General features: G+C 63.0%; 2 protein-coding genes (1 of these 2 cut by a window edge). Both read right to left on the bottom strand.

The genetic code is table 11. The features are described from left to right. Positions 1 to 3,078, bottom strand: the beginning of a protein-coding gene (locus ACIOYV_RS15630; protein ID WP_401324844.1) for a non-ribosomal peptide synthase/polyketide synthase. It extends 10,464 nt beyond the left edge of the window; only the first 3,078 of its 13,542 coding nucleotides appear in the window; its start codon is at positions 3,076 to 3,078; its stop codon lies off the left edge, out of view. Beyond that, the gene (locus ACIOYV_RS15625) at positions 3,078 to 15,431 is read right to left on the bottom strand and encodes a non-ribosomal peptide synthase/polyketide synthase (protein ID WP_401324841.1); all 12,354 of its coding nucleotides are present in this window, start codon (positions 15,429 to 15,431) and stop codon (positions 3,078 to 3,080) included. Before ACIOYV_RS15625 ends, ACIOYV_RS15630 begins: the two co-directional genes overlap by 1 nt.

Here is a 15,431-nt window from a genome sequence, read left to right as displayed (position 1 = left end):
CTGAGTCGCGGTTTGCGGCGCGACGTAAGTGGATTGCAGCAGGCTGGCATCCGGCGACGGCAATGCCTTGCGGTCAACCTTGCCGTTCGGCGTGAGCGGCAATTGCGTGAGGAACAACAGGTGCGCGGGCACCATATAGTCCGGCAATTCTGCCTTGAGGCTGGCCTTGAGTTCGGCGCGCAACGCGGCTTCATCCTCGACAGCCGTTGCCGCGACCACGTAACCCACCAGTTGTGGCCCGGTCGGGCCGTCCTGCGCCACCACCACGGTTTCGCGCACGCTATCGAGGGCCAGCAGGCGCGCTTCGATTTCGCCGAGTTCGATGCGGAAGCCACGGATTTTCACTTGGTGGTCGATGCGGCCGATGTACTCGATCACGCCCTCGGCGCGGTAACGGGTCAGGTCGCCGGTGCGGTACAGACGTTCGCCGCTGGACGAAAAAGGGTCCGGTACAAAGCGTTCGGCGGTCAGCGCTGGACGCTCGAAATAACCGCGTGCGAGGCCGTCGCCGCCGATCAGCAGTTCACCCGGTGCGCCGATCGGGTTGAGTTCCAGGTCACTGCCGAGGATGTACAGCGCGGTGTTGTCGATCGGTTTGCCGAGGTACGGCTTGGCGTTCTCGCGCGTTAATGGATGCAGCGCCGACCAGATCGTGGTTTCGGTCGGGCCGTAGAGGTTCCAGACCTTCGGCGACAGCGCGAGCATGCGCTCGGCCAGTTCCTGCGGCAGCGCTTCACCGCCACACAGGAAGGTACGGCCAGCCAGAATCGAGGCTTGTTCGTGGTCGAGCAACATGCGCCAGGTCGAAGGCGTGGCTTGCAACACGCTCACGCCGTGACGTTCGATCAGTTCGAGCACGGCTTGCGGGTCTTGGTGCACGTCCTTGCCGGTCAGGACTACTCGGGCGCCGGCCAGCAGTGGGCCGTAGATTTCCAGGCCGAAAATATCGAACGAGAACGTGGTCAGCGACAGCATGCGATCCTGCGGATTCAGGCCCGGTTGATCGACCATGCTTTCGACGAAATTGCACAGGGCCGCGTGGCGCACCATCACGCCTTTGGGCTTGCCAGTGGAGCCCGAGGTGTAGATCACGTAGGCGAGATGTTCGCCATTCAGCGCCACCACCGGGCAGGTCTGTGGATAAGCCGCCAGCCACTCTGATGGCTGATCGAGCAACAAGGTGTTGAGCCCGGCCGGAATCGGCAACTGTGCTTGCAGATGAGACTGAGTCAGCAGCAGTTCAAGACCGCTGTCCTCGATCATGTAAGCCAGACGATCCTCGGGATACGCCGGGTCGAGTGGCACATAAGCCCCGCCCGCCTTGAGAATCGCCAACAGGCCGACAATCATTTCCACACTGCGCTCGACGGCAATGCCCACCAGTCGATCCGGGCCGACACCCGCTTCGATCAGCTTATGCGCGAGTTGATTGGCGCGGGCGTCCAGTTGCGCATAGGTCAGGCTGTGTTCGCCGACGATCAGTGCGACGGCATCCGGCGTCTGTTCCGCCTGAGCCGCGATGCGCTGCTGCACGCACGGCGCCTGCGCAGCGTGCTCAACCACACGATGCCAATCCTGCAACAGAACGCTTTGCTCGCCGCTGTCCAGCAACGGCAGCTCACCGATGCGTTGGCTCGATTGCTCGACGATGCCTTGCAGCAGGTTTTGCCAATGCCGCGCCAGACGCTCAATGGTCGCCGGCTCGAACAAATCCGTGGCGTAGGTCAGCTCAGCCGATACGCCGTCGCTCGATTCGTAAGTGCCCAGGGTCAAATCAAACTGCGCGGTGCGCCCTTCCCAGACAATGCTTTCGACGCTCAACTGCGGCAGTTGCACCCGGCTCTGTTGCTGGGCCTGGTCATTCAGCGCCTGGTGGTTGTACATCACCTGGAACACCGGGCTGTGGCTCAGGCTGCGTTCCGGTTGCAACGCTTCGATCAGTTGTTCGAACGGCAAGTCCTGATGCGCCTGGGCCGCCATCGCCGATTGCTTGACCTGGGCCAGCAATTGATTGAACGGCAACTGCCCGTACACTTGGGCATTCAGCACCTGAGTGTTGACGAAGAAGCCGATCAGGCCTTCGGTTTCCACGCGGTTGCGGTTGGCCACCGGCACGCCGACGCGGATGTCGGGCTGGCCGCTGTAGCGATGCAGCAAGGCCTGGAACGAGGCCAGCAACACCATGAACAGGCTGGCGCTTTCGCGCTGGGCCAGTTGCTTGAGCGAAGTGGCCAGGGCTGGCGACAGGTTCAGGTCCAGCCGCGCGCCGCGAAAGCTTTGCAGCGCCGGGCGCGGATGATCAATCGGCAACTCCAGCACGGTTTGCTCACCGCCCAGCGTCGCGGTCCAGTACGCCAGTTGCCGCTCACGCTCCCCGGCTTCGAGCCAGTGGCGCTGCCAGATCGCGTAGTCGGCGTATTGCACGGTCAGCTCAGGCAGGGTCAACGGTTGACCCGAGGTCTGGGCGACATAGTGCTGGATCAATTCCTTGACCATCACTTGCATCGACCAGCCATCGGAGATGATGTGGTGCTGGATCAACGCCAGGACGTGATCGTCGTCGGCGACCTTGAGCAGCGACACCCGCAGCAGCGGCCCGTGCTGCAAATCGAAGGGCCGGTGAGTTTCCTGCTCGACAAACGCCTTGATCCGCTCGTCCAGCAGTGCCGGGGCGAGGTCAGCGTCGAGGGCTTGAATCTCGATGCTGATCGGCATCTGCGCATGGATCACCTGGACGGTTTTTTCGTCCTGCTCGATGAACGTCGTGCGCAGGCTGTCATGGCGCTGCACCAGCGCATTGAAGCTGCGTTCCAGCGCCGGCACATCCAGTTCGCCCTTGAGGCGCAACGCATTGGGAATGTGATACGCGGTGCTGTGGGGGTCCATCTGCCAGAGGAACCACTGACGTTCCTGGGCGTAGGACAGCGGGATCGATTCAAACCCGGACTTGACCTCGGGAATCGGCAAGTTCGCCGGGGACACGCCCTCTTCGAGCATCTTCTCCAGGTACAACTTACGCTTGTCCAGCGGCAGAGTGATAAAGCGCTTGGCAATCCTCAAAGCAACACTCTTGTCCATTAGACTTCCTCCATTTCGTCAAGCAGGCTTTCCAGCTTGTTCAGTTTCTGTTCGTTGATAGCCCCGCCGTCGGTGTCGAGTTGCGCGACGAAATCCCTGAGGACGGGGTACTGGAATAGCAATTGCGGGGTCAGGGTGAGGCCCAGTTCGAGGGCGACCCGCGAGACCACGTTGACGGCCAGCAGCGAGTGGCCGCCGAGCTCGAAGAAGTGGTCGTTCAAACCGATGCGTTCGACGGTCAACACGTGCTGCCAGATCGCGGCGACCTGCTGCTCAAGTTCGCTGTGTGGCGCCACATAGCTGGCCTGCAACTGGCTCGCATCCACGCTCGGCAACGCCTTGCGGTCGAGCTTGCCGTTGGGTGTCAGCGGCAGTTGTTCGATGAACAGCAGATGCGCCGGGACCATGTAGTCCGGCAGGCTGGCCTTGAGCCCGGCCTTGATTTCATCGCGCAATTGACGCTGGGCGTCAGCGGCATTCAGGTCGAGTTGCGGCACGACCACGTAGGCCACCAATTGCTGACCGCCCTGGGCTTCCTGGGCGAGTACCGCCACCTCGTGAACCCCCGGTTGTTGCAGCAACCGCGCTTCGATTTCACTCAGCTCGATGCGGAAACCGCGGATCTTCACTTGATGGTCGATGCGACCGCGATACTCGAGCACACCGTCGGCCTGATAGCGGCACAGGTCACCGGTGCGGTACAGGCGTTCGCCCGTGCTGGAGAACGGGTTCGGCACGTACTTCTCGGCGGTCATGCCCGGACGTGCCAGATAACCGCGAGTGATACCGGCGCCGGCCAGGTACAACTCCGCCGACACACCGACCGGCACCGGTTGCAGATCGGCATCCAGCAAGTAACTGGCGGTGTGTTTCAGCGCACGACCGATGTTCGCCTTGCCGCCCGCCTCGCGCCGGGTCCAGGTGGAATAGGTGGTGTCTTCCGACGGGCCATACAGGTCGAAAACATGCTCGACCGTCGCCTGCCCGTAGAGCGCATCCACCAGGCTTTGTTTGAGGGGTTCACCGGCGAGATTGATGATGCGCACGCTCGGCGGAATCTGATCGGCGCCCAGCAGTGCATTGATCGCCGACGGCACAGTGTTGATCAGACACACCTGATCCCGCGCCGGCAGTTGCGCCAGTTCCAGCGCGTTACGCGCGATGATCAGCGAGCCGCCGTTGGCCAGGGTGACAAACAGCTCCCACACCGACAGGTCGAAGCACACCGAGGTCGAGGCCAACACGCCTTGAATATCGTCGCGGCTGTAAACCGACTGCGACCAGTCGATCAGCGCCAGCACGTTGCGATGCGCGATGGACACGCCTTTCGGTTTGCCGGTGGAACCGGAGGTGTAGATCACGTAGGCCAGGTTGTCCGGCGTGACGCGGGTGACCGGCGCGGTGTGCGGATAAGCCGCCAGTTGCGCTTCGACCTGATCCATCCACAGCACTTGGGTATTGGCGCTCACCGACAGGGTCGCGGCGATGGCTTGTTCAGTCAGCAGCACCAAAGCACGGCTGTCTTCAAGCATGTAGGCGACCCGCTCGGCCGGGTAATCCGGGTCCAGCGGCACGTAGGCGCCACCGGCCTTGAGCACCGCGAGCAGTGCGACCAGCAGGCTGTCGGAACGCTGCATCGCCACGCCGACCCGCACTTCCGGGCCGACGCCCAATTCGATCAACTTGTGCGCCAGACGATTGGCCCGGGCATCGAGTTCGGCATAGGTCAGTTGCTTGTTGGCAAAGGTCACCGCCAACGCGTTCGGTTGTGCGGCCACTTGTTGATCGATCAACTGGTGAATGCACAGGTCCTGGGCGAACGCTTCGTCAACCGGATTCCAGTCCAGCAACACTTGGCGTTGTTCAGCGTCGTCGAGCAATGCCAACTCACCGAGGCAACGTTCTGGCGCGGTCATCTGGCTCAGCAGATGCTGCAAATGCGCCGCCAGTTGCTCGATGGTCGCCTGGGCAAAACTGCCGCGCTGGTAGCTCATGTGCACCGACAATTGACGGTCCAGGCTCACCAGCAATGTCAGCGGGTAGTTGGTCTGTTCGTGATTCGCCACCGGACCAAAGCGCAGGCCCTGCGGTGCGCCCTGCTCCAGGGCCTGGGAAATCGGGTAGTTCTCGAACACCATGATGCTGTCGAACAGGGCTTCGCCGCCCTGCCCGGCCCAGCGCTGGATATCGAACAACGCGGTGTGCTCGAACTCGCGCAGCGCCAGGTTCTGCGCCTGCACCGCTTGCAACCAACTGCCCAGCGACTGCTGCGCCCGTGGGCTGGCGATGACCGGCAGGGTGTTGATGAACAGACCGATCTGTTGCTCGACACCCGGCAGGTCCGCAGGCCGCCCGGCCACAGTGGCGCCGAAGGCCACGGTGTCTTTGCCGGTGTAGCGTTGCAGCAACAGCAGCCACGCGGCTTGCACCAGGGTGTTGACCGTGACTTTCGAGGCGCGGGCGAACTCGCTCAGGCGCAAGGTCTGCTCGGCATCCAGCACTTGGAAGTGATCGGCATAACCTTGTTCGTCGGCGTCCGCTGGCCGGGCCACCGCTTGGGCGAGGCGCGTTGGTTCGTCGAGGTTGCGCAGCGCCGGCAGCCAGAAGGCTTCGCTGACGGCGGCGTCCTGACGTTGCAGCCAGTTGATGTAGTCGCGATAGCGTCCGCCATGGGTCGCCTGGAACTGGCCGCTGTAGCGTTGCAGCACTTCGCCGAGCAACTGCGAGTTGCTCCAGCCGTCCATCAGGATGTGATGGTTGGTGTAGATCAGGTGATGACGGTTGTCGTCGACCCGCGCAATCACCAGACGCAGCAAGGTCGATGCGTTCAGGTCCAGGCGTTGACGCTCAATGTCGGCGAGGGTCTGCAACGCCTGTTCAAGCTGCGGCTCGTCGCGCAGGTCGTGCAGGCTGTAAGGCATCTGCACATGTTTGCTGACCACTTGCACCGGCGCGTCCAGTTCGCCCTGCCAGACGAAACGCGTGCGCAGGATGTCGTGGGCCTCCACCGCCGCTTGCCAGGCCTGATGGAAACGCTCGGGGTCGAGCCCTTCGACGTCGAGGCGCATCTGGTTGATGTAGTCGCCGGTGGCTTCTTCGTACACCGCGTGGAACAGCATGCCCTGCTGCATCGGCGACAGTGGATAAAGGTCTTCGATCAACTGTGGCGCCAACGGCAAACCGTCGAGTTGCGCCTGGCTCAAGCGCGCCAGCGGGAAGTCCGACGGCGTGACGCCGTGTTGCCCGGCCTGGCAGCAATGGGCGATCAGCGCTTGCAGTTCCAGCGCGTAATCGTCGGCCAGTTGTTGGATGGTCGCTTCGTTGAACATCTCGCGGCTGAAGGTCCAGCCGAGGTTCAATTCACCGCCGTACACCTGACCGTTGAGGGCCAGGTGGTTGGCCAGTGGTGCGCCGTCGTCGAGTTCATCGCCGGCCGCTTCACTGGACGGCACGAACAGCGCGCCGTCGGCTTCGGTGAAGCTACCGTCGAACTGTCCCAGGTAGTTGAACGTCAGACGCGGGACCGGCAATTGGCCCAGCGCCTCACGCGCGGTGTCGTCGCCCAAATGCGCCAGCGCACCAAAACCGATGCCTTTGTTCGGGATACCGCGCAGCTGTTCCTTGATCTGTTTCAGCGAGCCACCGAGGTCGGCGGTTGGCGTCAGTTTGGCCGGGTACAGGCTGGTGAACCAACCCACGGTGCGGGTCAGGTCCACGCCGTCGAACAGCTCTTCGCGGCCATGGCCTTCGAGCTGGATCAACGTGCTGTCGGCGCCGGTCCAGCGCACCATGACCCGAGCCAGCGCGGTCAGTAGCAGGTCGTTAACCTGCGTGCGGTAAGCCGCCGGAGCGTCTTGCAGCAGTTGCCGGGTCAGTGTTTTGTTCAATTGCGTGCGCACGGTCAGCGCATGGCGATTCTGTTGGCCGCCCTCTGGGTTGTCACACGGCAGGGCCACGTCGGCGCCTTGCAACTGCTGTTGCCAATAAGCCAGTTCCTGTTGCAACGGCGCACTGCGTGCATAGGTTTGCAGCTGTTCGGCCCAGGCCTTGGCGGCACTGGTCTTGGCTGGCAATTGCAGCGGTTCACCCGTCGACAATTGGCGATAGGCAGTTTGCAGATCGTCAAACAGAATCCGCCACGACACGCCGTCCACCACCAGGTGATGGATCGCCAGCAGCAAGCGTTGGCTGCCGTCGTCGAGGTTCGCCAGCACGGCACGCACCAGCGGCCCGTCTTGCAAGTTCAGGCTGCGTTGCGCTTCATTGGCCACGGCTTCCAGCCCTGCAGCATCAGCAACATCGACCGCCCAGACAATTCCACCTGCCGGTTGATTGATCGCGCGGTACTGCGCCTGCCAGCCAGCGGCCTGCTCGACAAAGCCCAAGCGCAAGCCGTCGTGATGGTTAATCAACGCGCCCAATGCCTGCTCAAGCACAGCGGCATCGAGGGTTTGCGTTGGTTTGAGCATCACCGCCTGATTCCAGTGCTGACGTTCAGGAATGGCCTGGGCGAAGAACACTTGCTGCACCGGCAACAACGCCAGTTCGCCGGTGACCGGGCCTTGATCGATAAGCTGGGCCTGTTCACCCAGGCGCGCCACCGTGGCCAAAGCCTGGATGGTCTGGTGTTGGAACAGGTCTTTCGGCGTGAAGCGAATCCCGGCCTGGCGCGCGCGGCTGACCACCTGGATCGAGATGATCGAATCGCCACCGAGTTCGAAGAAATTGTCGCTCAGGCCAACCTGATCAAGCTTCAACACGTCCTGCCAGATCGTCGCCAGTTGCTGCTCCAGTGCGCTTTGCGGCGCCACGTAGGCTTGCTGCAATTGACTGACATCCGGCTTCGGCAGGTTCTTGCGGTCGAGTTTGCCGTTCGGCGTCAGCGGCAGACGTTCGAGCAGCAGCAAATAGGCCGGGACCATGTGCGCCGGCAACGCGACTTTCAATTGCTCGCGCAGGCTCTCGGCAAAATCAACCCGCGCTGCGTTCAACGCATCCGCCACCACGTAGGCCACCAGACGCTTGCCGCTGCCGGCGGTGCCTTCCTGGGCGACCACCACCGCTTCGCGCACGCCATCGAGGGCTTGCAAACGCGCTTCGATTTCGCCGAGTTCGATACGGAAACCACGGATCTTCACCTGGTTATCGATGCGATCCAGGTAGTCGAAAGTACCGTCGGCACGCTGGCGCACCAGGTCGCCGGTGCGGTACAGCAAGCCACCGACGTTGCTGAACGGGTCCGCGACAAAGCGCTCGGCGGTCAGGCCCGGACGGTTCAGGTAACCCCGTGCCAGACCGGTGCCACCCAGGTACAACTCACCGGCCATGCCTTGGGGCAACAGGTTCAGATCAGCGTCGAGCACGTAGGCGCTGCGGTCGCCGATGCGTCTGCCGATTGGCGCGTACGCGGCGCCACACGGCACCTCGCGCCCGGCCTTCCAGATCAACGGCGTGACCACGGTTTCGGTCGGGCCATAGCCGTTGATGATGTAGTCCGGATCGAGGGCGCGCTTGACCCGTTCGAAACTCGCGGCCGGTACCGCATCGCCGCCAAAGCAGTAGATGCGCACTTTCGGCGGATGCCCTTCACGCTCGGCGTGTTCGGCCAGTTGTTGCAGGTACACCGGCGGGAATGCCACGACGGTGACACCGTGGTCGCGCATGGCGTTGTAGGTCTGTTCCGGGGTCCACAGGCTGTCATCGCGGATCAGCAGCGACGCACCGTGGGTCAGGCTGGTCAGCCAGCGTTCATGGGCACCGTCGAAGGCGAACGACATGAAGTGGAATTCGCAGTCGCTGTCGCGCATTTCATAGCGCTCGCCGATGGCCTGGCAATGCATCGCCAACGGACCGTGGGCCACGCTCACGCCTTTCGGGTTACCGGTAGAGCCGGAGGTGTAGATCACGTAGGCGAGGTTCTGCGGATCGAGTTGTACCTGCGGTGCGTCGAGTGGCTGGCCACTGAGGTCGAGGCGGTCAAGTTCCAGGACTTGGGTGGCCTCGTCGATAGGCAGTTGCGCCGAGACGCGGGAGTCGGTCAGCAGCAACGCCAGCCCGGAATCCTCGATCAAATATGCGAGGCGTTCCCGTGGATAACTGGTGTCCAGCGGCACATACGCGCCACCGGCCTTGAGCACCGCGAGCAACGCAACGATCACTTCTTCACTGCGCGGCAACGCCACGCCGACCCGGGTTTCCGCGCCGACACCGCGAGCGATCAGCGCATGGGCGAGTTGGTTGGCGCGGCGGTCGATCTCGCCATAGCTGAAGCGCTGGCCGGCAAAAATCACCGCCGTGCGCTCCGGGCCCTGGGCCGCCCATTGGGCGATGCGCTGATGCACAGCGACGTCCACCGGGTAAGGCTGCGGCTGGTTGTTGGCCAGTTGCAACGCCAGTTCTTGCGGACTGGCCAGGGCGATTTCGCCGAGGTTGCGTTCGGCGGACTCGGCAAACTGTTCCAGCAGCTGCAGCAACTGCACACTGATGCGCTCGATGGCATCGCTGGCGAACTGCGCGCGGTCGAAGCTGTAATGCAGCGCCAGTGTCTCGCCGAGGGTCACGGCGACGCTCAACGCATAGTGGGTTTGCTCAAGGCTGGTGACCTCGCCGAACACCACGCCTTGTTCCGCGCCCTGTTGCAGCGCCTGGGCAATCGGGTAGTTCTCGAACACCAGGATGTTGTCGAACAACGCTTCGCCGCCCTGCCCGGCCCAGCGCTGAATATCCGCCAGTGGCGTGTGTTCGAACTCGCGCAGGCTGAGGTTTTGCGCCTGCACGGATTGCAGCCAGGCACCGACGCTCTGGTCCGGGCGCGGTGTGCCGATGACCGGCAAGGTGTTGATGAACAGGCCGACCTGTTGCTCGATGCCCGGCAAGTCCGCTGGACGACCGGCGACGGTAGCGCCGAAAGCCACGGTTTCGTGACCGGTGTAGCGTTGCAGCAACAGCAGCCACGCCGCTTGCACCAGGGTGTTGAGGGTAACTTTCTGCTGGCGGGCAAACGCTTCCAGCGCTTGAGTGCCAGTGGCTTGCACGGTCTGGAAGTGATCGCCATGACCGCTCAAGGCTTCGTTACCGGACACCACCCGCGCCAACCGTGTCGGCTCTTGCAGGGACGCCAGTTGCTCGCCCCAGAAGTTTTCGCTCAGTTGCCCGTCCTGACGTTGCAGCCAGCCGATGTAGTCGCGATAACGCCCGGCAGCCGCCAGTGGCGCGCGACCACGATAACGCTGCAAGACTTCGCCCAGCAGCTGCGAGTTGCTCCAGCCATCCATCAGGATGTGGTGATGGGTGTAAATCAGGTGCCATTGATCGGCGGCGGTTTGCACCAGCACCAGGCGCAGCAACGGCGCCTGGGTCAGGTCAAAACCTTGTTGGCGCTCAGCGTCGGCCAGACCGTCGAGGGCGGCGGCGTCATCGCCACGGGCGCGCCAGTCGAGCACGCTAAACGGCAACTGCACGTGTTTATGGACGATTTGCAGCGGCTGTTCCAGCTCACCTTGCCAGACAAAACCGCTGCGCAGGATGTCCTGGGCATCGACGGTGGCCTGCCACGCAGCGCGGAAACGCTCGGGATCAATCCCTTGAACGTCGACCCGCAACTGATTGATGTACTCGCCCGCCGCTTGTTCGTAGAGGGTGTGGAACAGCAAGCCCTGCTGCATCGGTGACAGCGGATACAGGTCGTCGAGTTGGCCGACGGCCACCGGCAGCGCGTCGAGTTGCGCCTGGGTGATGCGCGCCAACGGGAAGTCCGACGGCGTGGCTTGCGGCGTTTCCAGCGCAGCGCAATGCTCGATCAGCGCGCGGAGTTCGGCGCCATAGCTGTCGACCAATTGCTGGATGGTCGCCGCGTCTAACATCTCGTGGCTGAAGCCCCAGCTCATGGACAACTCGCCGCCGTAGACCTGCCCTTCGACGGTCAGCCAGTTGGCCAACGGCGCCGAAGGATCCTGGGCCACGCCACTGCCGTCGGTGGACGGCACAAACAGCGCGGTTTCGTCGAACTGGCGGTCGAACTGCCCCAGATAGTTGAAGGTGATGCGTGGCGGCGCCAGGGCCGCCAGTTGTGCGCGCTGCGCCGGTTCGCCGAGGTAGCGCAACACGCCATAACCCAGGCCTTTGCCCGGGACGGCGCGCAGTTGTTCCTTGACCGTTTTGATCGAGTCCTCCAGCGTCGCCGCCGGTTGCAGGCTGACCGGGAACAGGCTGGTGAACCAGCCCACACTGCGGGTCAGGTCGAGTTCATCGAACAGGTCTTCGCGACCGTGGCCTTCAAGCTGAATCAACGCTGTTTGCTGTCCGCTCCAGCGGCAGATGACCCGCGCCAGTGCGGTCAGGAGCAAATCGTTGACTTGGGTGCGATAAGCCGCCGGCGCGCTTTGCAGCAACTGGCGGGTCAGTTCGCTGTCGAGGCGCCATTCGATTTTTTGTCCGAAACGATTGTCCAGGCGACCGTCGGGACGGTCACACGGCAAGGTTTGGGCGCTGGTTTGTTGCTGCCAGTACGCCAGCTCTTCGCTCAGCGCTGGCGCGTGCTGCTGCAGACGCTCGGCCCAGGCTTGATAAGCGCTGGTCTTGCTCGGCAGGACAATCGCCCCGCCGCTTTCCAGTTGCGTGTAAGCCTGCTGCAAATCTTCCAGCAACACGCGCCACGACACGCCGTCCACCGCCAGGTGATGGATCACCAGCAACAGACGCTGAGCGCCATCGGCCAAGGTCACCAGCATCGCCCGCAGCAGCGGACCGTTTTGCAGATCAAGGCTGCGCTGGGCTTCATCGCACAGGGCGGCCAACGCTTCGGCGCTGTCGGCCTGGTGTTGCCACAGCCCGGACTCGGTCACTTCGCCGGCATAGCTTTGCTGCCAGCCTTCGGCGCCATCGACAAAGCGCAAACGCAAGGCATCGTGATGATTGATTAAGCGTGTCAGCGCACTTTCAAGCCACTGGGCTTTTAGCGTTTCACGCGGTGCCAACAGCAACGACTGGTTCCAGTGCCCGCGTGCGGCCATCGGCTGTTCGAAGAAATAATGCTGCACCGGCGTCAGCAGCACCGCACCGCTGGCTGGGCCTTGATCGACAGTGCTCAGGTGATCGACCGTCGCCACCAGCGCCAGGCTGCGCACGGTCTGGTACTGGAACAGGTCTCGCGGGCTGAGGCGAATGCCGGCCTGACGGGCACGACTGACCACCTGGATCGAGATGATCGAATCGCCGCCCAGTTCGAAGAAGTTATCTTCCAGGCCAATGCGCTCGACACCGAGCACGTCCTGCCAGATCGCCGCGAGGGCTTTTTGCAATTCGTCCTGGGGTTCGACGAAGGCTTGCTGCACGGCCGCTTCCGGCTCGGGCAAGGCTTTGCGGTCGAGTTTGCCGTTGGCGGTCACCGGCAGTTTGGCCAGTGGCATCAGGTACGTCGGCACCATGTATTCCGGCAAGCTGCCGAGCAGCCAGGCCTTGAGGGTTTGCTGCCACTGCGCTTCAGGTTCGGCGCTTTCCAGGACCAGATAGCCGACCAGATGCTTGCCGCCCTGCACCAGCACGACCGCTTCGCGCACCAGCGGGTGTTGCATCAAACGGGTTTCGATCTCGCCCAACTCGATGCGCAAGCCGCGCAGTTTGACTTGATGATCGAGACGCCCGAGGTATTCGATCACCCCGTCCGCGCGTTGGCGAACGCGGTCGCCGGTGCGGTACAGGCGCGCGCCGTCATGGAACGGGCACGGCACGAAACGCTCGGCGGTCAGCCCCGGACGACGGTGATAGCTGCGCGCCAGACCGGCGCCACCCAGGTACAACTCACCCGCCACGCCTGCTGGCACTGGCAGCAACTGTGCGTCGAGGACATGCGTGCGCAGATTGGCAATCGGCTGGCCAATCGGCACGCTGTCGGCGCCCTCATCAACACAGGTCCAGTGGGTGACGTCGATGGCCGCTTCGGTCGGGCCATAAAGGTTGTACAACCCGGCCTTCGGCAGTTTGCTGAACACTTGCAACTGCGCGTCCAGCGGCAGCGCTTCACCGCTGCACACGATGCGCTTGAGGCTGGTGCAGACTTCGACGCCCGGCTCATGAATGAACGCCTGGAGCATCGACGGTACAAAGTGCAGCGTGCTGATTTGGTGACGGCCAATGGTCTCGATCAGGCGCGCAGGCTCGCGGTGTTCACCCGGTGCGGCGACCACCAGACGGGCGCCGGTCATCAGCGGCCAGAAAAATTCCCAGACCGATACGTCAAAGCTGAACGGGGTTTTCTGCAACACCGCGTCGCTGCCGTCGAGGCCATACGCCTGTTGCATCCAGCACAAACGGTTGACCAGCGCCGCGTGGCTGTTGCCGGCACCCTTGGGTTTGCCAGTGGAACCGGAGGTGTAGATCACGTAGGCCAGGTTCAGGCTGTGCATCGCCACGGGAACGCGGGCAGCGCTGTAGCCATCCAGCCAATTCGCCGGTTGGTCGAGGGTGATCACGTTCACGCCGTCAATCGGCAGGCGTGGCAGCAGAGAATTTTGGGTCAGCAACAACGCAATCGCGCTGTCTTCGATCATGTAGGCCAGGCGCTCCAGAGGGTATTCCGGGTCCAGCGGCACATAGGCGCCACCGGCCTTGAGAATCGCCAGCAGCCCGACCACCATTTCAATCGACCGCTCGACGGCGATGCCCACCAGCACATCCGGGCCAACACCCTGTTCGCGCAGCAGTTGCGCCAATTGGTTAGCTCGGGCGTCCAGTTGCCCGTAGTTCAAGGTCACATCGCCGAACACCAGCGCGACGTTATCTGGCGTGCGCGACGCTTGGGCTTCGATCAACTGATGGATGCACTGCTCGGTCGGATAGCTTTGTTCGGTGTGGTTCCAGTCATGGACCAGGGTCTGGTATTCGCTGGTGTCCAGCAGCGGCAGTTCACCGATCCGCTGGGTGACATCGCCGACCATGGCCTGCAACAGGCGCGTCCAGTGCCGGGCCATGCGCGCGATGGTTTCGGCGTTGAACAGGTCATTGGCGTAGGTCAGCGCGGCGTGCAGCTTGCCGGCCTTTTCGTAGGTGTCCAGGGTCAGGTCGAACTGGGTGGTGCGCCCTTCCCAGTCGATCATGCCCAGTTCCAGGCCCGAGGCCGTGGTCACCGTGGTGATGTCCGCGACTTGCGGCTGGTGGTTGTACATCACCTGGAACAACGGCGTGTGGCTCAGGCTGCGTTCCAGCTTCAAGGCTTCTACCAGGCGCTCGAACGGCAGGTCCTGATGGGCCTGGGCGCCGAGGGCGGTTTCCTTGATGCGGGCCAGCAGATCGACCACGCGAGTCTGGCCATCGAGCTGGGTACGCAGCACTTGGGTATTGACGAAGAAACCGATCAGGCCTTCGATTTCGCCACGATTACGGTTGGCGATGGGCACGCCGACGCGGATGTCGGTCTGCCCGGTGTAGCGATGCAGCAGCGCATTGAAGGCGCCGAGCAGCAGCATAAATAGAGTGATGTTGTGCTTCTGTGCGGTCGCGCGCAGTTGCTCGGCCAGTTGCGCGTCCACCGCGAATTCATGGCGCGTACCGCGATAGCTCGGCATCGCCGGGCGCGGGTGATCGATGGGCAACTCCAGCACCGGATGCTCGTCGCCCAATTGCGCTTGCCAGTATTCGAGCTGACGTGCCTGCTCTCCCGCTTCCAGCCAGCGGCGCTGCCACAGGGCGTAGTCGCTGTACTGGATCGGCAACGGCGCGAGTTGCGGTTGCGCGCCCGCATCATGGGCGTCGTAGCAACGGATGAACTCGTCGATCAACACGTTCATCGACCAGCCGTCGGAAACGATGTGGTGCAGGGTCAGCAGCAACACGTGTTCCTGCTCGGCAAGCTTGAGCAATTTGACCCGCAGCAACGGGCCGACTGCCAGGTCGAACGGCAGCAACGACTGTTGCTGGGCTGCCTGGGCGACCGCGTGTTCACGCTCGTCCACCGGCATCCCACTGAAATCGACCTGCTCGATCACCAGCGGCGCACTGGCCGGCACTTGTTGCAGGCTGTCGTCCGGCTGGCGCTGGAACACCGTGCGCAGGGTTTCATGACGCGCGACCAGGCTGGCGATTGCTTGGTCCAGTGCCGCTAGGTTCAACCGGCCTTTAAGGCGTACCGCGCCGGGCAAGTTGTAGGCACCGCTTTGCGGGTCCAGTTGCCACAGGAACCACATGCGTTGCTGGGCGTAGGACAGCGCTTGCCGGTCTTCGGCTTCAACCCCTTGAGGGATCGGGAAACGGGCGAAATCCACGCCCTCCTTGTGCAAGGCCGCAAGGAACATCTGGCGCTTTTCCAGGGGCAACCCGATAAACCGGCGAGCAAGTTTCAAGGAGTCTTCAGCATTCAT

It is taken from the genome of Pseudomonas sp. NPDC087342 (genome assembly GCF_044744265.1).
GTDB lineage: Bacteria > Pseudomonadota > Gammaproteobacteria > Pseudomonadales > Pseudomonadaceae > Aquipseudomonas > Aquipseudomonas nunensis.
The sequence above is the reverse complement of the archived record's forward strand: the minus strand, read 5'-3'. Positions and strand labels throughout refer to the sequence as shown.